Origin of the sequence: Edaphocola aurantiacus, from assembly GCF_019797745.1 — a bacterium.
In the GTDB taxonomy this organism is placed as follows: domain Bacteria; phylum Bacteroidota; class Bacteroidia; order Chitinophagales; family Chitinophagaceae; genus Edaphocola; species Edaphocola aurantiacus.
Map to the genome: position 1 here is coordinate 518412 of NZ_VOSI01000001.1, position 21101 is coordinate 539512.

A 21101-nucleotide genomic window follows, 5' to 3' on the forward strand; every position below is an offset into this window, starting at 1 on the left:
ATTTTTCATGACTAATCTCCCATAAACTATGGCAAAAGTGATACTGGCCGGCGGATCCGGATTTATAGGCCATTACCTCAAAAAGAAATTCACCTCGGAAGGGCACCAGGTATTGATTATATCGCGTAACACCTCGGAAGGGCATACCGCCTGGTCTGACCATAAAGCTTTGCTGGAGGCACTGGAGCAGAGCTGGCTGCTGATCAACCTTGCCGGAAAATCGGTCAACTGCAGGCATACAGAAGCCAATAAAAAGGCGATTCTGGAAAGTCGTACCCGCACAACGGCAACGCTCAATGAGCTGGTACGCCAGTGTAAGCAGCCACCGCAATTCTGGTTCAATGCCAGTGGTGCAGCCTATTACAAGGCTTCAGAAGATAAGATTATGACCGAAACAGATTATGAACCGGGCACATCTTTTATGGCTGAGGTCAGTGAACAGTGGGAGCAGGCCTTATTTGCACATGAAATGTATCATACCAAACGTATTGCGATGCGCACGGCAGTGGTTATGGGTAAAGGCGGTGGCCCGCTCAAGCCCTTAAGTACCCTGGCAAGACTGGGTCTGGGTGGCACCCAGGGGAGCGGCCGGCAGATGGTGAGCTGGATTCATATTGAGGACTACTACCAGATCATCCGTTTTCTTGCGAATAAGGGTGATATTGAGGGTCCTATCAACTTTGCGGCTCCGGAGCCCGTCAATAACAGGGTATTTATGCAAACGATGCGCCAGGTGGTACATATGCCTGTCGGCCTGCCTGCACCGGGGTTTGCCATAAATATCGGTGCGCGTATTATCGGCACCGAGCCGGAACTCTTACTGGCCAGCAGCAATGTTATTTCGGAGCGGCTGCAGCATGCCGGATTCCGGTTTAACTACCCCAGCCTTTCCTCTGCGTTAAATAATCTTTTATAGTACTTATGTGAACATATGGTCATTTATAGGGTAAGGTGCACACCTTTCAATTGATTTTACTATTTTCGCCAATAGTTTTTTAAAACCGACATAATAAAATCAATAACAAATGAGTTCAAAAATTAAAGTAGCCAACCCGGTTGTGGAATTAGACGGTGATGAAATGACCCGGATTATCTGGAAGTTCATCAAGGATAAACTGATTTTACCTTACCTGGAAGTTGATATTAAATATTATGACCTGGGTATGGAGCATCGTGATGCTACTGATGATCAGGTAACTGTTGATGCGGCTAATGCAATTAAAGAATATGGTGTAGGTATTAAATGTGCTACCATTACTCCGGATGAACAACGTGTACAGGAGTTTAACCTGAAGCAAATGTGGAAGTCTCCTAATGGAACGATCCGTAACATCCTTGATGGTACTGTATTCCGTGAGCCTATCGTTTGTGAAAACGTTCCGCGCCTGGTTCCGAACTGGACTGCTCCGATCTGTATCGGTCGTCACGCATTCGGCGATCAGTACCGCGCTACTGATTTCGTAACTAAAGGTAAAGGTAAACTGACGGTTAAATTTGAAGGTGAAGATGGTACTGTTCAGGAATATGAAGTATACAACTTCAAAGGTGATGGCGTGGCACTGACTATGTACAACACTGACGAAAGTATCATGGGTTTTGCCCGCTCTTGCTTCAACCAGGCATTAAGCAAAAAATGGCCTCTGTACCTGTCTACTAAAAATACAATCCTTAAAAAATATGATGGTCGTTTCAAAGATATCTTTGAAGAGATTTATCAAAATGAATTCAAAACTCAGTTTGAAGCAGCAGGTATTACTTATGAGCATCGCCTGATCGATGACATGGTTGCTTCTGCTCTGAAATGGAATGGTAACTTTGTATGGGCTTGTAAAAACTACGACGGTGACGTTCAGTCTGATACCGTAGCTCAAGGTTTCGGTTCTCTGGGTCTGATGACCTCTACACTGGTTACTCCTGATGGGAAAACCATGGAAGCTGAAGCGGCACACGGTACCGTAACCCGCCACTATCGTGAGCACCAGAAAGGTAACCCTACTTCTACTAACCCGATCGCGTCTATCTTCGCATGGACCAGAGGTCTGGAGTTCAGAGGTAAACTGGATAACAACCAGGAGCTGATCAACTTCTGTCATGCACTGGAAGCAGTTTGTATCGAGACTGTAGAAAGCGGTAAAATGACTAAAGATCTGGCTGTATGTATCTATGGTAATAAAGTGAATCACGGTGAGCACTACCTGTACACTGAAGAATTCCTGGATGCTCTGGATCAAAACCTGAAAGCAAAACTGGCTTAATTCAATCCGGTTTTAATCATAAAAAAGGCTCGCAATTTGCGAGCCTTTTTTACTTAACGTACCAGGTAATAGGTATACCCATTCCCAGTCAGTAATACGGTATCTCCCCGCCTTTGTATTGCTACAGGTTCAGCGTTTTCCTTCGCATTATAGACCCATAAAGAATCCTGTTTGCGGGTATATTTCATCGCCTCTGTAGTGATACTGTCTTTGCTGTGCAGGACCATTTTAAGGCTATCCTGTTCAAAGCGCATACTATCCGGGAAAACGCCTACCAGGGCCATTACCAGCAAACCCATATCTGCACTGCTGTCTGTAGTTTTCAGGTCGGCTACTTTCCAATCGCCCAACAGGGTATTTTTACTTTTAGGCGGATCATAGACACAGGAAGCGGCTACAATATTCAATCCTGCAACTATAGCCAGGCATTTCATTATATTTTTCATGATCAGAAATATTTAAGGTTTCACAACAGGTTTTACGGTTCTGTATTTTCTTATAACAACTAATACTACTCCACCGATCAGTATAAAGACCCACAGGTTAGCGATACCAATCAGCAGCTGTTTGATCAGCCACCAGCCATTCTGCACGGCTCCCTTCAGCTGATCTCCGAAGTGCGGTTTTACCATATTATCAATATTCGGAATAAGGGTTACTGTTACCTTTTTAGGCTGGTACAGGTCAACGGTAAGTGTTGCATAACGCACCTGGTCATTAATACTGAGATTCTCCAGTTTTCGGTTTATATTCTGTTCCGTTTTTGTATCTATATAGTCAACATTATCGACATTTTTAGGAGCGAGATTGTTCGCCTTTGAAGCATCCTGTTTTAATTTATTGCCGACATATTGCAGCGTAAGGTCTTCCAGTGAAAGGTTGCGGCTGTTGATAAACTCAGACTGAGCAACCAGCACATTCATAAAGGTATCCAGGTATTGCACGGGCACTTTCAGGGTCAGTGTAGATGTGGGCACGTAAGTCTGTATTTCTTTCAGAGAGTCGTTTGTAAAGGCCTGTGTGTATGTACCCTCTTCTCTGTTTTCCAGTTTAGAGTTCATCACTATGCCCCCTACTTCTTTGGTCACACGCTCCAGTTGTGTGGTAGCTGCCAGCACATCTTTTACGCGGGAACGTACATCGGCCTTTTTGGCCATTTTCCGCTCATCATTATTAATTCCGTCTGAGGTTACAGAAGGTTCGGAAGTAGCATTAGAGGCTACTTCGGATTGTGCTCCGGTTTCGTTTTCCATAGAAGGGGCACGTCCGCAGGAAGCAAGACAGGAGCCGGCTATAGTCAGGGCCAGCAATACTTTAATCGTTTTCATATCAGATCTCTTGGTTATGCTTTTTATGCCCCAAAACGATAAAAGGTAATCCTGCTTAACAAAAAATTTACAACTGGCCACAAAAAAGGAGGCCGTCATAGACAGCCTCCTTTTACATAATCTGTATCGTTTTATTTCCTGACATAGCCGAACATCATATTAATGTCCAAACCCAGGTAACTATTGTATTTATTGACATTTCCGGAAAGGTAAGTACTGATGCCAAATCCTTTCCGAAAAGGAAAAACAAGCCCTGCCTTTAAAGCCAGCCCCACAGCATTTTGCTTAAGAGTATCGTAGCTGTAATTATCATCTCTGAAAATCGTGAGCCAGCTTCCTGATGAGGTAGGCTGTGGCTGAAAATGCGCTGCATTGCTTACTGTAGCTATATTAAGGCCCAACTGGGCACTGAAATACATTTTCCCCGAATTAGTATAGAAATTCCGTTTCAGGTAAATGTTCCATTCATCTATATGATCTGTAGGATAGATATCATCATTCGTAAAGAGATTATCTCCCGGTTGAAAATCAGCAGGCATATGTTTTGCCGTCCTCATTTTAAGCCGATACTCTAGCGCAATACCATACTCCATATAGTCAAAATTGAAGCTGACATTGGGTTGCAGTAGAAAATTGCCAGCATTCCTGATCCTTGTTGAGAAGATATAACTGTTCAGTGGACTTATACCTGCATTGATGTATATGCGCGGAAAATCTTTGGTGGTGTATTGCGAAACCTTTTCCGGTGCTGCATCCTGTGCCACTGCAGACAGGGGTAACCCCGTCAGACAAAATATTACAAGCAACCGAAACTTAAATGAACTGTTCATACAATACAACCATATTGTTTACTGCAGATTATTCTGCATCGCAATCATCTTCAATGCTGCGATCATTGCTTCCTCACCTTTATGACCATGCACTCCACCTAAACGTTCCCAGGCCTGAGCGTCATTATCCAGCGTTAATACACCAAAAATAACCGGAACCGGCAGTGTAAGGTTTAACTGGAGAATGCCTTCTGTCACGGCTTTACACACATAGTCAAAATGTGGCGTACCACCGCGGATCACCGCGCCGAATGCAATAATCGCATTTGGACCATCTGCATCATTTACTGTTTGCTCATACAGTGCTTTACAGGCATAAGGAATCTCGAAACAGCCAGGCACTTTCACCAGGTTAGAAACAGTATTTCCCGTCTGCTCAGCAATGCGTTTTGCACCTGCAATCTGCTCATTAATGATTGCATCATTCCATTCGGTATATACGATACCTACCTTACCGTTTCTCAGGTGCATAATCTCCGATAGGTCCAGCAGTGTATTGCTGTCTGATGATAAAGCCATAGCTATAATATCTTATTTTGTTTGTTCTAAAAATTGATGGTGCAAATGTAAGACTTGTTCGATTAAAGAATGGCTGCCGTCATTGTATATTACAAAATCACAGCGACTCATTTTCTCATCTTCATTCATCTGCTTGTCGATGCGCTTCAATATGGCTTCACGGGTAGCTCCATCACGCTTCATGGCCCGCTCTATACGCTGCTCTACGGGGCTGAATACTCCGATCATATAATCCATATCTGTATAGCTGCCACTTTCAAAAAACAGGGCAGCTTCTTTGAGTACATATGGGGCATGCTGCTGCTCCATCCAGGCAGTCCCATATTGCTTTACCGCCGGATGCACAATACCGTTAAGCCGGTTCAGGTGCACTGGATCATTAAATACCAGTTGGGAAAGAAAGGCCCGGTTTAACTGACCGGCATCAAAGACTTCCTCTCCGAAAGCTTCGATCAGGTCCAGCCGTACTTTATCATTCTCTGCCATAAGTTGCTTTGCAAAAGCATCCGCATCCAGCACAGGTATACCCAATGTCTGGAAGATGTGTGCCACTATACTTTTCCCGGAGCCGATGCCCCCGGTTATTCCTATTTTAAGCATAAGGTAAAGTTACTTATTTCCACAAAACAAAAACGCCGGAATCCCTATGGATTCCGGCGTCTGAAATTATTTTCCGAACGAATTAAGAAACAACTTTAGCAGTAGTATCTGCACCAGTTTTCTTCAGGTATGCATTGGTCATTTCCATTGATACTGCCTGGCGTTCTACTGTAATATTGGTATTTCTGTCGATTTCGATCGTTAAAGTACCATCATCATTAGTGCGGACAATGCGACCGTGAATACCGGAAGTCATTACTACTTTTTCACCTGCCACTAATTTTTCAGCAAATAATTTTTGCTCTTTGGCTTTCTTTTGTTGAGGGCGGATCATGAAGAAGTACATCACTACAATCATACCGATCATGAAAATCGGCATAAATGCGCCACCCGGTTGTTGTGCTTGTAACAAAACGTTTGTTATCATAAAACTTATTTTTTTCTTTGCGAAGTGCAAAGGTAATTAAAATAACATCAATAAAGTGCTAAATTCTTATTTGTCCCAGCGCACTTCAGGGGGTAAAAACTGCGATACATCTCCGTGGTGGCGGATCACATCGCGCACCAGTGTGGAGGATACGGTAGAGTATTCCGGAGAACTGGTAAGGAATATGGTTTCTACATTTTTGCTCAGCATACGGTTCATATCCGCAATACCCTTTTCATACTCAAAATCGCTTACATAGCGGATTCCTCTCAGGATAAAACTGGCATCAAACTGCTTACAGAAATCAATCGTCAAACCTTCATATGGAGCAACGGACACACTGGGTGTATCTTTAAAGATCTCCTGTATCCAGCTTACACGCTGCTCTACAGAAAACATGGGCTGCTTGGTAGAATTAAGCCCGATACCGATTACTATTTTATCAAATAAAGGGATGGAGCGTTTGATTACATCCACATGGCCCAGTGTAATGGGATCAAATGTACCGGGAAAAACGGCTATACGCATAAAATTATTTTATATTTATTTAAAATGGGCTTTCAAACTCATTAAAGGCAACAAAAGAACGGTCACGCTCTGATACTATAGGAAGATTACAGTCCCAGTCAATACCTAGGGTATCAAATCGAATACCGGTATCACTTTGGGGGTGATATACAGAGGAGACCAGGTAATAGGTGATGCTATCCTGCTCCAGGGATTTAAATCCGTGTGCGAAGCCTTCCGGAATATAGAAAGCCTGGTGATTGGCTTCAGACAATACCCTTGCCTCATAGCGACCATAAGTTGCCGAACCTTTGCGCAGGTCAACAATAACATCCAGTATAGCTCCTTTAGGACAAAAAACAACTTTGGCATGCTGGTGCGGTGGCAGCTGGAAATGCATACCCCTGATCACATCTTTTTCTGAATAGGAGAAGTAGCTCTCTTTCAGCTCAAAGGAAATGCCATTCTGTTCAAATAAATCATTGTGGAATGTTTTGACAAAACTGCCCCTGTTGTCCAGAAAGCGGGGTAAAGTGATCAGCTGTGCATCAGCCAATGATAATGGGGTAAATTCCATTCCGGTTGTTTTTGAGTTGTCAAAAATAAATATTTATCGTGGCCCGGCCAATGTATATTTCAGTGGTTTTATGTTTTTTTTCACTTCTGCTAATAAACCTTTAGAAACAGACCCGGTCTTATATTCCAGAAAAAGCTTACTAACTTATTTTAAATTTTAATTTTATGAAAGGCAAAGCATTAGGATTAATCGCACTATTAACGATCATTTTCAGCTTAAGCACAATTGACGCCAATGCGCAATACAGAGGCAGACATCATCATCGTCACCATCGTGTATTACCCCCTCCTCCCCCACCACCGCATGTAGTAATCCATCATGGCTACCATCCACGTCCGGTAGTGGTACACCAGAGAAGAGCGGCTATACACCACAGACGTATGGCTGAGAGACACAGAAGAGCCGCAATGCACCACAGAAGAGAAGCACAACGTGCAAGATACTATGGCAACTACCGTTAATCGGTATTTGAACAACAGAACTAGAATTCAGAATATAATTAAAAATAGCCATTGGTATTCCAATGGCTATTTTTAATTATCCTGCCCAATGTTCCCGGTCCAGGCTTCGGAACTGTATGGCTTCGGCAATATGCTCGGCCTTTATGTTTTCGGCACCCTCCAGATCGGCAATGGTGCGGGCTACTTTCAGGATACGATCGTAGGCTCTTGCAGAAAGGCTCAGCTTTTTCATGGCCACTTTCAGAAGATTGGCACTAACCATATCCAGTACACAATATTCCTGCAATTGTTTATTGCTCATCTGTGCATTGCAATACACATCTGTTCCTTCAAATCTCGCGGTCTGTACTTCTCTGGCACGAATCACTCGTTCCCGGATGGTATCGCTGGATACGGCCATACGATCTGCCGATAGCTCTTCATAAGGCACCGGCGTAACCTCTACATGCAGGTCTATACGATCCAGTAATGGTCCGGAAATTTTATTCAGGTATTTCTGTACCATTTGCGGAGGACAGGTACATTCTTTATCGGGATGGTTGTAATACCCGCAGGGGCAGGGATTCATAGAGGCCACCAGCATAAAGCTTGCCGGATAGTCGATGCTCACCTTTGCCCGGGCAATAGTTACCCTTCGTTCTTCCATCGGTTGCCGCATGACTTCCAGTACCGACCGTTTGAACTCCGGCAATTCGTCCAGAAATAATACGCCATTATGTGCTAGGGAAATCTCACCTGGTTGCGGATTGCCTCCTCCCCCGATAAGGCCTGCATCTGAAATGGTATGGTGCGGACTTCGGAATGGCCTGTGGGCTATAAGCGAGGCATGCTCGGGTAATTTACCGGCAACGGAATGAATCTTGGTTGTCTCCAGTGCTTCATGCAAAGTGATTGGGGGCAAAATAGAAGGTAACCTCCTGGCCAGCATAGTCTTTCCCGCACCAGGAGGACCTATGAGGATTACATTATGTCCGCCGGCTGCGGCAATCTCCATTGCTCTTTTAATATTCTCCTGCCCTTTGACTTCATTAAAATCATAGATAAAGTCTTCCTGAGCCTTTGCAAATTCTGCCCGGGTATCAACGACAGTCGGCTTTAATGATGACTGTCCCTCCAGGATTTCAATCACTTCTCTTAAAGTACTTGCTCCGTACACCTCCAGGTTATTGACCATGGCTGCTTCACGGGCATTCTGTACCGGTACAATCATTCCTTTAAACCCTTCCTGCCGTGCCTGTATCGCCATGGGCAAAGTTCCTTTAACCGGTCGGAGTGTACCATCCAGCTGTAGCTCTCCCATGATCACATATGAGGCTAACAAAGAAGATGTCAATTGTTCTGTGGCCGCCAGCATACCAATAGCAATCGGAAGATCGTAGGCTGAACCGGCTTTTCTGATATCTGCAGGGGCCATATTGATGACCATTTTATAACGTGGACTTTTGTAATCATTATTTTTAAAGGCGGAGAGGATGCGATCTACACTTTCTTTTACAGCATTGTCCGGTAATCCGACAATAAAATACCCGCTGCCGGGAATTGTGTCTACTTCTATGGTTATGGTCATTGCAGATACGCCATAGACGGCGCTGCCAAATAGCTTTACTAACATATCTTGATTACTTGGTCGCAATTTATCACTATTCCGGACAATTTTGCTCCTGGTCAAAAAAATCTATATTGTGTATCAGGCAACTATTTTTTCCCGGCAAAGCAAGCTGCAATATCATTGCTTTGTTCTGTAAAATCTGTCCAATCCTGTCTCTGTAAAAAATATGTAAAATTCAGTTGCTTTTGCTTAAATTTGCGCCATTATGTCTACATTACAATTCCACGATTTAGTCGTAAAAGATATCCGCCAGGAAACCCCGGATTGCGTATCCATTGCACTGGAAGTTCCTGAATCTATACAATCTGCATTTGACTATCTGCCTGGCCAATACCTGACATTCAAGACTATTATTGACGGACAGGAAGTAAGACGCTCTTACTCTATCTGCTCCGGCAAATGTGATAATGAGCTGCGTGTAGCTGTAAAGCGTGTAGTGCCGGAAGGGAAATTCAGTTCCTGGGCTAACAATGTGCTTAAGGTAGGAGACACACTGGCGACTATGCCGCCACTGGGAAAATTCACACCGAAATCTTCTGATAAAACAAATAGAAACTATCTTGCTTTTGCGGCCGGAAGTGGTATTACCCCTATCATGAGCATCATGAAGGATGTATTATATAACGAACCGGAAAGCACCTTCACTTTAATATTTGGTAACTACAATCGTAGTTCCATTATTTTCAAAGAAGAGCTGGAAGCACTGAAAAACCGCTTCATGAACCGTCTGCGCCTGTTCCACGTATTTGATCGTGAGCTGCAGGAAGCAGAGATGTTCAACGGTATGATTACGGTTGAGAAGGTGAGATCTTTCAGTAATAAGCTTATTAATTTCAATACGATTGATGATATTTTCATCTGTGGGCCAGAGCCGATGATCATTGCATTGAAGGATTATTTCCTTAATGAAATGAAGAAGCCGGAAGACAGTGTTTATTTTGAATTGTTCTCTTCTCCTGACCAACCTAAAACGGTTAATAAGGAGTGGGAAGCGAAGCAGCAACAAATCGACAGAAGCAAACTGAGCCGTGTTACGGTACGCCTCGATGGTTCTGCATTTGATATGGACCTGCCATACGGTGGTGAAAATATACTGGATGCTGCATTACAACATGGTGGGGACTTGCCATATGCCTGTAAAGGTGGCGTGTGCTGTACCTGTAAGGCGAAGCTGATAGAAGGAGAGGTAGACATGGAAGTGAATTATGGTCTGGAGCCTGATGAAATTGCAAACAACTTTATCCTTACCTGCCAGGCGCATCCGAGAAGTGAGCGTGTAGTGGTCGATTTCGACATTAAATAATTTAGAAATTCATTTTGTTTATTTCATAAACAATTCTTATTTTTGCAACCCGTCACTAACACAGTGTTTGTTAGTACAGGATGGACCGGTAGCTCAGCTGGATAGAGCATCAGCCTTCTAAGCTGAGGGTCATTGGTTCGAATCCAATCCGGTTCACAAAAGCCTTTCACATAGTGGAAGGCTTTTCTTTTTCAGATCAATATTGAAAGACTTCTTTCCCAAAGCGTCGAAGTACAGCCTCGGAGCATTCCACACTATAATTACGTAATAAAGAAAGCTGTCCGTTTCCAGACAGCCTCCTCTTCATCTACACAAATATCGTAACGGGTAATTCCCCGTATGTAGCAAGATTTATACACACAACACTATTGCACTACTAGCTGCCTAATGTGCAACAGTCAGTACATTTCTATATATTGTATTACCACTGCTTAAGTCAACATAATAGTTGCCATTGGCAAAATGGGATGTATTGATGTTAACTGATGCTTCTTTAATGTGTTCTTGTTTATATACTAAGTGCCCCATAATATCCCAAACCAGCAGGGTTTTCCCTTGTTGTACATTATTAATCGTCACATAATTGGTACAAGGATTAGGGTATAGTTGAAGTACTTTTTTAGTCAGTGCCATATCTCCGATACCGGTAAAGGTTGCGGTCTGATTTTCATAAGCGCCAATATCAACAATATCTACAACCCGGTTGTTGCCCATAAAATCATATGCTCCAGTATAGGTTCCTGTAGCTACACCTCTGTTCACACAAACAGACTGATCCTGTAACGAAAAATCTTTTTGCAAAGCATCGTATACAATACCGGCTGCTGTGGTTGGATTGACAAAATCGACAGAATTGGTCATCATATTATTGGGTGTATCGGCAGGAAGCGTTGTATAGTTGTAGTAGACTTCCTGACTGATGGAAGATTTGAATGTATTGCGTTCTAACCTGATGTCGTTGGTTCCCCAGATACCAATTGTTTGCTGAAATGTACTCTCCGTCTTATTTCCGCTGAAAATATTATTTTTTGCAGTCACCTTTGTCAGACTGAGATTAAGCCCATTGGAAAAAACGAACAGGCCCGATCCATCAACAGCGACCAGGTTATTGACCAGGGTATTGTTATTAAAAGCGACTTTGGCATGTGCAATATAAACAGTACCATGACCGTTACGGTTGTAATTGTTCGCAATGACATTATTCCGTACGAGATAGTCCAGGGTATCTGAATGGTTACTGAATACGGTCAGAAACAATGCTGCACCACCATCATTACTACCGCATTGCTGACTGGGGCCTGTGTTACTATTATTAGCAATCAGGTTGCCTTCTATCAGGCCATTGCCTCCTGTACAGGTTACCACAGAGTTGCCTGAAGACTGGTTTTTATAAAATGTATTTCCACGGATGGTTGTCTTTCTGGAATCATTATCGATAACTGAGTACACAGGATAGAAGGAATAGTTATCAGAAAGATTATGATGGAAATTACAGTTCGTAAAAGTTGACTCTGAATAATGGGTACTAATCAGGTAGGTAGACTGATTTTCATAGAATTCACAACGGTTCATTTCAAAATTCCGTGCAGAGTTCTGGAAAATGAAGCGCTGGTTATTGCAGTTATTATGATAGATCTTGCAGTTGTCCATCACCATTTTACTCTCTACAAAAAAACCATAAGTTGTCGCACTCTGATTGTAGGGCTTTTTAATGTCCCTGATCGTACAATAGTTGAGTATGGCCCGTTCGCCAACAAACTCAAGGCCGCTCCAACCGCCATTCTGTACCTGATTATTGCTCCAGCCGGTAGTATCTACCGCACGAAACATAATGCCTCCATCCGAACTGCCATCAGCCAATACACTACCATGAAAAGACATCTTACCAGAAGGACCAAATAAAAAGACGACACCAGGTTCAATATACACGCTATCGTAATAGCTCATCGGCGTGGTAATAGTATAAGGGGAATTCTGAATGGTAAATACCTGGGTTGCAAATGCAGCAAAACTGCCCAGCAGCACCATGAATAAAATGGATAACCTGGTAAATATTGTCTTCATAATAAGAGGGTTTTAAATAAAGACAGTAAAATATTAACAATAGATAGTAAGTGTTCCCGCGTGCAGATGGCAGGATCTGTATAAAATCCAATTAAATCATCTGAAAATGCAGCAGATAGCACCCTCTACAAACGTACAAGGCACTCATAAAGAGTGCCTTGTACGTTTGTTTTTACAGCTTATGCTTTTCCGATTAATTTATAATTTTTAAACCCTCCAAGGGTTCTGCCACCCAAAATTCTATTTTCTATGAAATTGATTATCCTGTATTTCAGTTTAAATTTCTTTCTCATATTTGAAGTGGGGGCTCCAGTATACTGCAATACATCTCCCCAATCCATATTCTTGATGCGGGGTTCCATAAATTTGGGATGCTGACCTTTAAACAACGGAAAGTAGCTCAGGTTGCCATACTCATATAGCTCCGTTTTAAAATGTTCAGCTACCGTTCCATCATGCATGGTTTTCTGCTCTACAATTTTCTTTCCTATTTTCCGGGGATCCCTGCTCCATCCGTAATGATACATGTACGCATCAATCTGTAAGCAATTAAGTTTGCGTGTCCCTTCCTTCTTCCCGTAACTGATTCCATCAAAATCTGTTATACTACGGAAGGACTGTGCATCTTTCCAGGAATGTGTCTCCGGCAGATTACGGACAATACGTACTTCTTTCGGATAGGCAAAGTGCAGCGCATCTATATAATGGTCATAGTTACCGTAGAAATGAACATACTTAAACACAAAACCCTCTACCCTGCTATCATTCAGATACTGCGTACAGGCATTCCTGATTGCCGCGTAGCCATTTTCATGCAGTACTTCATCGGCCTGTATATATATGCACCAATCTCCGGTGCAGGCTTTTAAGGCCAGATCCGTTTGCTGTGCATAGATATTCCCATCAGCATTAAACGTTTTTGTATCCCATTCTGTATTAATGATCTTTAGCTTGGGAGAATTGATTGACTTTACCAGGTCTGCAGTGTTGTCCTGACTATCTCCCATTACAACAATAAACTCATCCACAAGCGGCAATACCGAACTGATACTCTCGATTATAGGGAAGTCATATATTGTTGCATTGCGAATTATTGTGAATCCGCTGATCTTCATAAAAGAATATTTTTTGAAGGGCAAAGGTAATAGTATTATACCGTTCAATCATTATTCAGATATATTCAAAGAACAGAGTTTTATTCAAAGCTGGCCATATGATTCAGCATCAGCATAATCATTGCGGGTGTCTGCCGCACGTGAATTCTGTCTCCGAGGTGGTTTATGATGCATGTTTTTATAGCCGCAAGCGGGTTTGCATTGATCAACCAGAAAGACATTATATTCTGAATATTCAAAGCATATGTCATTCCATTTTCGAGATTGAGTTTTATAAACCTTTCCATATCACATCGTTTTAGTACTAACAAATTTATAATAACAATTCAATAACCAAAAGTTAATATAATCATTATGCTAATATCACAATACCTCAACCTGCACTTAAACGATGTGCCTTCAATTCAATCAAAGTATACGATCGAACGTTTATTAAATATCTAACAACTATTCCTGTATCATTTCCTTTATTTTTGCAATTCATTTATACACAGATATGAAGATTTCCAAAGTATTATTAACGCTTGCAGCAGTTTTGAGTATACATATCAGCTATGCACAATTCAGCCCGGTTGCCAATCCGGCGAGCGTGCAACAGGTACTGGCAGGTAATGCGGCTAAAACACAGACCATCAGCAGCGATTTTACTCAGATCAAGAATATGAAAATGCTGAATGATAAAGTCAGTTCCAAAGGCAAATTCTATTTCAAACAGCAGGATAAAGTGCGCATAGAGTATACTCAACCATTTCAGTACCTGCTCGTGATGAGTGGCGGAATGATTACGGTTAAAGAGAACGGCAAAGTATCCAAAATCAATACGCGCAATAGCCTTACCATGCAATCGGTAAATCGGGTTATGATGGATTGTATGCGGGGTACGGTATTCAGTAATAAAGATTTTTCGGTAAAAGCATTAGCTTCTACCTCTCAATATTTATTGAAATTGAGCCCGGTAAATGCTTCTATGAAAAGCCTGTTTAAACAAATTGATGTGTATATCAATAAAGCGGACAACAATGTGAGTAAGCTGGTAATGACTGAAAACAATGGTGACTATACCGAAATGGTCTTTTCTAATAAGAAATTAAACACAGCCCTTTCTGATGCGTTGTTTTCTGTACGTTAGTCTGCTCTGCTTGCTTTCATCCTGTAGGGTAAGAGAGTACCAGAAGGCTGTAAAAGCTCCGGAAGCAGTCCAAAATATGTTTTCGGATCAGTCAAAATCATATCAACCTGTATTCGACAAGGTATTATATAACTGTGTTGTGGATGGAAAGACACCTTTGGGTAAGCGCTATCATCTGAGCGGACTGCTTTTTATCAAACAACTGGAAGAAGGGAAGAGAGTTGTATTTCAAAACCAGATGGGTATTACCTATTTCGATTTTGGCTGGGATAATAATGGCAATTTCTCTGTGCATAATATTATGTCACAGATGGATAAAGGACCACTGATCAAAACACTGAAAAAGGATTTTGAGTTGCTGCTCTTCTATAATCTGCCACAAAAAAGCAATGGGGTATATGCATTACCAAAATATCCTGAAGATCATTATCTTAAATTTGATTTGAGTAAAGGTTTTGTCTATTATATCTTTGATCAGCAGCTGCTGCTGAATCGTATAGAAAATGCCGATGATCGCAAAAAGGTGACTGTTATGCAGACCAGCCCTACAAAAACGGGGAACCTGCCGGAAACGATTCATATTAATCATCTTAAGGCGAATTTCACTATTCAGTTACAGCAATTGAACACTAATAATTTACAAACAACAGAAGATGTTATTACAGAGTAAGTTTTATAATATAAAATCCTTTGCTGTTGCAGAACAGGATATACAGGCCATTATCAATATTAATCCCGCACATGGCATCTTCGAAGGACACTTCCCGGGGCAACCGGTAGTACCAGGAGTATGTATGATACAGATTATTAAGGAGTTGACCGGGCAACATTTAGGGACAACACTTAAACTTAATTCGGCCTCACAGGTGAAATTTTTACAGCTATTGGTTCCAGAAGCAGATCAAGACATTCAGGTACAGATCAGCATCAAAAATCCGGAAGAGAATGAATACAGCATTGCTGCCAGTTTATTACAATCTGGTAAAGCCATTATGAAAATGAATGGCCGGTTTTCTACTGCAATACATTAATATATCTATTCTTAAACCGAGCTTAAATATAAGAGGGGCACTATCATGATAGTGTCCCTCTTATATTTATAATAAAATACATTTTCGCATTTGTGCAATTGCCCGTTGCAAAAGACAATTCTATTTTCCCCTACCCTGAAACAATACGATAAGGGTAAAAATCATAATCTTAAAATCCAGCATCAAAGAACAGTTCTCTACATAAAGCAGGTCATATTTCATGCGCTCAATCATCTGGCTCACATTCTCTGCATAACCAAATTTCACCATTCCCCAAGAGGTAATACCAGGTTTCACACGATGCAGAAAACGATAGTGCGGATGAGTCTGGGTAATGATATCAATAAAATGCTTTCGCTCTGGTCTTGGTCCTACCAGCGACATATCTCCTTTCAATACATTAAAGAACTGAGGTAATTCATCAAAACGCCATTTGCGCATAATCTTGCCCCAGGGAGTAATACGTTTATCATTATCACTGGATAGTGCCGGTCCGTTCACTTCTGAATCAGTATACATAGAACGGAACTTGAGGATGTGAAATGGAGCTCCATTGAGTCCGATACGCTCCTGCTTATACAATATCGGTCCTTGTGAGGAGCGACGTACCATAATAATATTAAGTATATAAAGGGGGCTTAGAATAAAAATGGCAAATACTGCAGCAATTACATCAATCGTTCTTTTCAGTACTTTTTGCCAGTTGGGAATCAGCTCAGGTGATATACTGAGCATAACATTATCAAAAACGTTAGAAGTACGTACTGAACCAGAAATAATATCGTACAACTCCGGCATTACCTTTACCTCTATAGGTCTATAACTCAGTTTTACCAGGATGTTCTCAATCAATCTACGCTCCGAGGCTTCTAATGCAACGACCGCTTCTTCTACCTTATGCTCATCAATAATACGTTCAATATCATTTATGACGCCCAGGTAAGGTAGATTAGGAATAATCTTTTCATCATTTAACTCATGTCCATCTGCACTCACCAGGCCTACGATTTTGTGCCCTATAATCTTGGGATTATCGATCAGCTGGCGGTATACTGAGTTCGCCTTTCCATTACTGCCTATTATGATGGTATTTACCCAAACCTTCTGATCAACCAATTGTTGCTTGGTACGTCCAAAATAATATGTTCGGACAAACAATAATACCAATAAGTGTACAAGGAAATACCAGGCCGTTATTTCAAAAAAGTATTTAAAACTACCTGTATCATCTGCAAATATATACAGCCCGATAAGGGTAACGCCAATAAAGGCACTAATTACACTACGGAACATCTCCTGCAGCCTCGATTTCTTAAAGACATCGAAATAAGTACCGGAAAGCCAATATATAATAAGCCAAAAGATGGGTATAATAAGGATAGTCAGTAAATAATCTCTTGGAGAGAATACATCACTGTAATAAATATCAGGGAAATCTTTTTTTAATATTCTATGTCTGTGAAACCAGAAGACTATCCACGCCAATACAGCGGTAAAATAATCTAATACCACTAAAACCCTCAATGCAGTTATTCTTTTCTTATTGAGATCCAATCTTAAGATTCTATTTGTTTTACAATTTCTGAGGCCAGCTCTACAGAATTTATGGCATCAAATATAGTCACTTTCGTAACGTTATCCTGCTGAATATCAGAAATAAATGAATTTAATGCCGCATTTACTGCTGCTTCCGGGATATAATGATGTTTATCCTGTGTAACTTCTATTTCTGAAACATAGCCTATACCATATAACGACAAAATATGCTCCAATCGTATTGCACTACTGTTCAATAATATATCTCCGATTGCTCCGTTATCGAATTGCATACGGATATTGACCAAGTCTTTAATATTATCTTCTACGGCAACACTGTTTGCAAATATTTTGCGCACATGAGATTTCAGTAATTTTAATACTATATCAATGTGATTATTGACCAGTTGCTGCCACTCCAGCATCAGATCTCCTGCCTGATAGGCACATTTGATATCAATAAATTTCAATGGAGCAGTATGTAAATCAGGTTGCAATTCCTTTAAGAATCTCAGGTACAATCCAACCTGACATTTAATCTTTGCCTCCTGAATAAGCTTTGCTATATGCTGCAGAGAAGGTGTATCTAAAACAAAAGGATTGTGCAGGAACAAATGTTTCTGAAAATGAATAGCCTCATAAATGTACTCAATTTGCTGAGCATTTTCAGAAACGATATCAATTATATCAACAGCCTGGGCAAGCGTGGAAAATTCAATAAAGTTGTAGAATCCAGGAACAGTGTCAGAGCTATGATTGCCGGCAAGATGATATCCAACCACTTGCACGCAACCAACCATCCCCCATTGTTTAATACGGGACAAAACGTTTTCCTTATTTCCGACTATTCCAACCTTTAGCATAATACCAAGACTTTATGCAAAATACAGCATAGTAAAATTTATTCTTAGTTTTAGGCATAAAAGTTATCCCCCGAAAATCCACAACTTATAATAATCCCTGATCGGCAAAACTAAAATACCCCTGATCAGATATAATCAAATGATCAATCAATTGAATATCGAATAATTGACAGGCAGCTTTGACTTTCTGCGTGGTATTCTTATCCGAAGCAGATGGTTTCAGATTACCTGAGGGATGGTTATGCGCAATAATTATCTTGGTAGCCAGGTGTTGCAGCGCATTACGCATAATAAGCCTTATATCAACAATAGTCGATGTCAGGCCACCAGAACTGAGAAATTCCTGGCAAACAATAGAATTGGCATGATTGAGGTATAACACAAACATTTTTTCCTGCTCCAGGTCTTTCAGTAAGGGCACTAAAAACACCGCAGCCTCAGTACTGGACTGAATAATTTTCCGTGCCAATACATCATTATATTGCCTCCTTTTACCCAATTCCAGAGCTGCAATCAGGGTTACAGCCTTCGCCGGTCCAATACCTTTAAATTCTTCTAATTGTTTAACCTGTAGTTTTCCAAGTAAGTGTAAATTATCCTCTGCCTTTCTCAGAATCGCACGAGCAAGATCTACAGCGGAGAATGCCTGATGTCCACTTCCTAAAAGTATGGCAATCAACTCTGCATCAGATAAAGCCGCAGCCCCTTTTGAGACCAGTTTTTCCCTGGGCTTATCATCATTTTTCCAATCTTTAATGGATATACTTTTTGCATTAGATGTATCTTCCATAAGATTTATGCACAGTTTAGTTTGTAGCGTTTTCCTGGTAAGACGGTTACGATATCCTGAAATTCCAACTGAAGTAATAAATTAGCCAACTGGCTATCATCTATTCCGCTTTTTAATTGCAGTTCATCAATATGCATGGTATTCTTGTATCCGATCAGGTCGATTATTTTATGCTCTTTCTCATTACAATGAGTAAATAATCGTTGCTGTATACTCCTGGATGAAGTAATATCCTCATCATTCCAGTTCATTAATTGCAATACATCTTCCAGTTCTGTGACCAGGTGAGCCATTTGTGTTTTGATCAGGTAATTACACCCTGAAGATCGGGCATCCTGCACCCTGCCTGGAATAGCCATCACATCTCTGTTATAACCCACCGCAAGTTTAGCAGTGATCATAGCGCCACCTTTTACATCGGTTTCTACAACAATCGTCGCATCTGTCATACCGGCAACAATACGATTACGCATAGGAAAATGTTGACGTTCCGGAATTGTTTGTGACTTAAACTCAGTGATCAGTCCTCCCTTCGCAATCATTTCAGAAGCCATCCGCTCATGCACATTAGGATAAATACGATCTAAACCATGGGCAAGTACACCTATAGTTGACATATTGCTTTTCAGTGCCTGATTATGAGCTACACTATCTATTCCATAAGCCATTCCACTAACAATGGTTACATTATATGGTTTAAGTGCATCAACTATGTATTGTGTCCACTCTTTCCCATACGCGGTTAACATGCGCGATCCGACTATGGCGAGTTGCCTTTGACTGTTCAGTGCGGCTTCATTTCCTTTGAAAAATATCAGATACGGTGCATCTGGAATGCTACGCAGCTTCTGTGGATAGCGCTCATCCAAAATCGAAATCGGAATAATTTCATTTCTGAGCATAAAGTCCAGCTCATTTTCAATACTGGCGTCATTTTCAGAACAGGAGAGAATATTACGAGCCTTGGTTGTACCGACTAGTGTACTAAGCTCCTTAAAGGATGCACCAAAAATTGCTCGCGCGTTGAGAAAATGATTTAATAATTGGGTGGCATAGGCATCCCCTATACCTTCTATCATGCCCAATTGTAACAGGGAATAGGTTTCGGTATTCATTGGTTTTAGTTTTCACCAATAAATTTACGTAGTTCATACAGAAAAAAATGCACTCTCATCGAGAGTGCATTTTTTTCTGTATGATTATCAATAAACTTTTTATTTGTTCAATACTGAAGCCATTGTTTTACCGATATCTGCAGGGCTAGCTACTACGTGAATACCACACTCACCCATAATTTTCATTTTAGCTTCTGCTGTATCATCAGCACCACCAATGATTGCACCTGCGTGGCCCATACGGCGACCCGGAGGCGCAGTTTGACCAGCGATGAAACCTACTACAGGTTTACGCATATTATCTTTCAGCCATGTAGCTGCTTCTGCTTCCATGTTACCACCGATCTCACCGATCATGATAATACCTTCAGTTTCAGGATCATTCATTAACAGTTCAACAGCCTCTTTGGTAGTTGTACCGATAATCGGATCACCACCGATACCGATAGCAGTAGAAACACCTAAACCAGCTTTAACAACTTGGTCAGCAGCTTCATAAGTTAAAGTACCAGATTTAGATACGATACCGATTTTACCTTTTTCAAATACGAAACCTGGCATGATACCAACTTTTGCTTCACCGGCAGTAATAACACCAGGACAGTTAGGCCCGATCAGGCGAGAATCTTTTCCTTTAATATATTCGCGGGCCTTAACCATATCTTGCACTGGAATACCTTCTGTAATACAGATAATTGTTTTGATGCCAGCATCAGAAGCTTCCATTACCGCATCTGCAGCAAATGCAGGTGGTACAAAAATGATAGATGTATCAGCTCCGGTAGAAACTACAGCATCTTTTACGGTATTGAATACAGGACGGTCTAAATGCGTCGTGCCACCTTTATTTGGTGTTACACCGCCTACAACGTTTGTACCATATTCAATCATTTGTGTTGCGTGGAAAGTACCCTCTGTACCGGTAAATCCCTGTACAATTACTTTAGAGTCTTTGTTGACTAATACAGCCATTGCGATTATTTTTTGATTTTAAAATATTATTTTTTCTTTTTTTGCTTGGCGAAAGTACAAAAAGATTGAC

Annotated in this window: 24 protein-coding genes and 1 tRNA gene; 8 read left to right on the plus strand and 17 right to left on the minus strand. The window is 41.3% G+C overall.

Annotated elements, in window-relative coordinates; all coding sequences use genetic code 11:
* Positions 1 to 28: 28 nt before the first annotated feature.
* Positions 29 to 916, plus strand: coding sequence for a TIGR01777 family oxidoreductase (locus tag FTD44_RS02215; RefSeq protein ID WP_222164964.1), 888 nt, complete (start codon positions 29 to 31; stop codon positions 914 to 916).
* 109 nt (positions 917 to 1025) lie between these two features.
* Positions 1026 to 2255, plus strand: coding sequence for an NADP-dependent isocitrate dehydrogenase (locus tag FTD44_RS02220; RefSeq protein WP_129020871.1), 1230 nt, complete (start codon positions 1026 to 1028; stop codon positions 2253 to 2255).
* Between the two features lie 53 nt (positions 2256 to 2308).
* Here the strand turns inward: FTD44_RS02220 and FTD44_RS02225 are convergent, their stop codons facing one another.
* From FTD44_RS02225 to rfbC, 8 genes are all read right to left on the minus strand, one after another.
* Complete coding sequence (locus tag FTD44_RS02225) at positions 2309 to 2701, minus strand: hypothetical protein (RefSeq protein ID WP_222164965.1); 393 nt, start codon at positions 2699 to 2701, stop codon at positions 2309 to 2311.
* A 12-nt stretch (positions 2702 to 2713) separates the two neighbouring features.
* Positions 2714 to 3583 (minus strand): DUF4349 domain-containing protein, encoded by an 870-nt coding sequence (locus tag FTD44_RS02230; RefSeq protein ID WP_222164966.1) that lies wholly within the window; start codon positions 3581 to 3583, stop codon positions 2714 to 2716.
* 131 nt (positions 3584 to 3714) lie between these two features.
* Positions 3715 to 4413, minus strand: a complete 699-nt coding sequence (locus FTD44_RS02235; protein WP_222164967.1) for a hypothetical protein — start codon at positions 4411 to 4413, stop codon at positions 3715 to 3717.
* Positions 4414 to 4431: 18 nt separating this feature from the next.
* Positions 4432 to 4932: a 6,7-dimethyl-8-ribityllumazine synthase gene (gene ribH, locus FTD44_RS02240; RefSeq protein WP_222164968.1), complete on the minus strand. Its 501-nt coding sequence runs from the start codon at positions 4930 to 4932 to the stop codon at positions 4432 to 4434.
* 12 nt (positions 4933 to 4944) lie between these two features.
* Positions 4945 to 5532, minus strand: coding sequence for a dephospho-CoA kinase (gene coaE, locus FTD44_RS02245; protein ID WP_222164969.1), 588 nt, complete (start codon positions 5530 to 5532; stop codon positions 4945 to 4947).
* An 82-nt stretch (positions 5533 to 5614) separates the two neighbouring features.
* On the minus strand, positions 5615 to 5959 hold the full coding sequence (gene yajC / locus FTD44_RS02250; protein ID WP_129020866.1) for a preprotein translocase subunit YajC: 345 nt from the start codon (positions 5957 to 5959) through the stop codon (positions 5615 to 5617).
* A gap of 66 nt (positions 5960 to 6025) precedes the next feature.
* Positions 6026 to 6487 carry a pantetheine-phosphate adenylyltransferase gene (coaD, locus tag FTD44_RS02255; protein ID WP_222164970.1) on the minus strand — a complete coding sequence of 154 codons (462 nt, stop codon included), beginning with the start codon at positions 6485 to 6487 and terminating at the stop codon, positions 6026 to 6028.
* A gap of 19 nt (positions 6488 to 6506) precedes the next feature.
* Entirely contained in the window at positions 6507 to 7043 is a 537-nt protein-coding gene (gene rfbC, locus FTD44_RS02260) for a dTDP-4-dehydrorhamnose 3,5-epimerase (RefSeq protein WP_222164971.1), read from the minus strand.
* 164 nt (positions 7044 to 7207) lie between these two features.
* Here rfbC and FTD44_RS02265 point away from each other — a divergent pair, with 164 nt between their 5' ends.
* Positions 7208 to 7504, plus strand: coding sequence for a hypothetical protein (locus tag FTD44_RS02265; RefSeq protein ID WP_222164972.1), 297 nt, complete (start codon positions 7208 to 7210; stop codon positions 7502 to 7504).
* A 76-nt stretch (positions 7505 to 7580) separates the two neighbouring features.
* On the opposite strand, the gene FTD44_RS02270 is transcribed toward FTD44_RS02265, so the two are convergent.
* A complete protein-coding gene (locus FTD44_RS02270; protein ID WP_222164973.1) occupies positions 7581 to 9116 on the minus strand; it encodes a YifB family Mg chelatase-like AAA ATPase in 1536 nt (511 codons plus the stop codon).
* A 202-nt stretch (positions 9117 to 9318) separates the two neighbouring features.
* Between FTD44_RS02270 and FTD44_RS02275 the strand changes: the two genes are divergently transcribed.
* Positions 9319 to 10416, plus strand: coding sequence for a 2Fe-2S iron-sulfur cluster-binding protein (locus FTD44_RS02275; protein ID WP_129020861.1), 1098 nt, complete (start codon positions 9319 to 9321; stop codon positions 10414 to 10416).
* Positions 10417 to 10498: 82 nt separating this feature from the next.
* Positions 10499 to 10572: transfer RNA gene (locus tag FTD44_RS02280), tRNA-Arg, on the plus strand.
* A 228-nt stretch (positions 10573 to 10800) separates the two neighbouring features.
* Here the strand turns inward: FTD44_RS02280 and FTD44_RS02285 are convergent.
* The 3 genes from FTD44_RS02285 to FTD44_RS02295 all read right to left on the minus strand — a co-directional run bounded on the left by FTD44_RS02285 (position 10801) and on the right by FTD44_RS02295 (position 13882).
* A complete protein-coding gene (locus FTD44_RS02285; protein WP_222164974.1) occupies positions 10801 to 12480 on the minus strand; it encodes a right-handed parallel beta-helix repeat-containing protein in 1680 nt (559 codons plus the stop codon).
* A 179-nt stretch (positions 12481 to 12659) separates the two neighbouring features.
* Positions 12660 to 13595, minus strand: a complete 936-nt coding sequence (locus FTD44_RS02290) for a glycosyltransferase family 2 protein (RefSeq protein WP_222164975.1) — start codon at positions 13593 to 13595, stop codon at positions 12660 to 12662.
* Positions 13596 to 13675: 80 nt separating this feature from the next.
* A complete protein-coding gene (locus tag FTD44_RS02295; RefSeq protein WP_129020859.1) occupies positions 13676 to 13882 on the minus strand; it encodes a hypothetical protein in 207 nt (68 codons plus the stop codon).
* A 209-nt stretch (positions 13883 to 14091) separates the two neighbouring features.
* Between FTD44_RS02295 and FTD44_RS02300 the strand changes: the two genes are divergently transcribed.
* Genes FTD44_RS02300 through FTD44_RS02310 form a run of 3 tightly spaced genes read left to right on the plus strand, consistent with a single transcriptional unit; the run spans position 14092 to position 15755 of the window.
* The gene (locus FTD44_RS02300; protein ID WP_222164976.1) at positions 14092 to 14724 is read left to right on the plus strand and encodes a LolA family protein; all 633 of its coding nucleotides are present in this window, start codon (positions 14092 to 14094) and stop codon (positions 14722 to 14724) included.
* Positions 14702 to 15394 carry a hypothetical protein gene (locus tag FTD44_RS02305; protein WP_222164977.1) on the plus strand — a complete coding sequence of 231 codons (693 nt, stop codon included), beginning with the start codon at positions 14702 to 14704 and terminating at the stop codon, positions 15392 to 15394. The genes FTD44_RS02300 and FTD44_RS02305 overlap by 23 nt, the downstream gene beginning before the upstream one ends.
* On the plus strand, positions 15378 to 15755 hold the full coding sequence (locus tag FTD44_RS02310) for a hotdog family protein (RefSeq protein ID WP_222164978.1): 378 nt from the start codon (positions 15378 to 15380) through the stop codon (positions 15753 to 15755). Before FTD44_RS02305 ends, FTD44_RS02310 begins: the two co-directional genes overlap by 17 nt.
* Positions 15756 to 15875: 120 nt before the next feature.
* Here the strand turns inward: FTD44_RS02310 and FTD44_RS02315 are convergent, their stop codons facing one another.
* From FTD44_RS02315 to sucD, 5 genes are all read right to left on the minus strand, one after another.
* Entirely contained in the window at positions 15876 to 17267 is a 1392-nt protein-coding gene (locus tag FTD44_RS02315) for a sugar transferase (RefSeq protein ID WP_317196827.1), read from the minus strand.
* Between the two features lie 44 nt (positions 17268 to 17311).
* Positions 17312 to 18154 carry a Gfo/Idh/MocA family oxidoreductase gene (locus tag FTD44_RS02320; protein ID WP_222164980.1) on the minus strand — a complete coding sequence of 281 codons (843 nt, stop codon included), beginning with the start codon at positions 18152 to 18154 and terminating at the stop codon, positions 17312 to 17314.
* An 85-nt stretch (positions 18155 to 18239) separates the two neighbouring features.
* Positions 18240 to 18944 (minus strand): RadC family protein, encoded by a 705-nt coding sequence (gene radC / locus FTD44_RS02325; protein WP_222164981.1) that lies wholly within the window; start codon positions 18942 to 18944, stop codon positions 18240 to 18242.
* Positions 18945 to 18949: 5 nt separating this feature from the next.
* Positions 18950 to 20059: a DNA-processing protein DprA gene (dprA, locus tag FTD44_RS02330; RefSeq protein WP_222164982.1), complete on the minus strand. Its 1110-nt coding sequence runs from the start codon at positions 20057 to 20059 to the stop codon at positions 18950 to 18952.
* Positions 20060 to 20158: 99 nt separating this feature from the next.
* On the minus strand, positions 20159 to 21031 hold the full coding sequence (gene sucD, locus FTD44_RS02335; RefSeq protein WP_129020851.1) for a succinate--CoA ligase subunit alpha: 873 nt from the start codon (positions 21029 to 21031) through the stop codon (positions 20159 to 20161).
* Between the last annotated feature and the right edge of the window lie 70 nt (positions 21032 to 21101).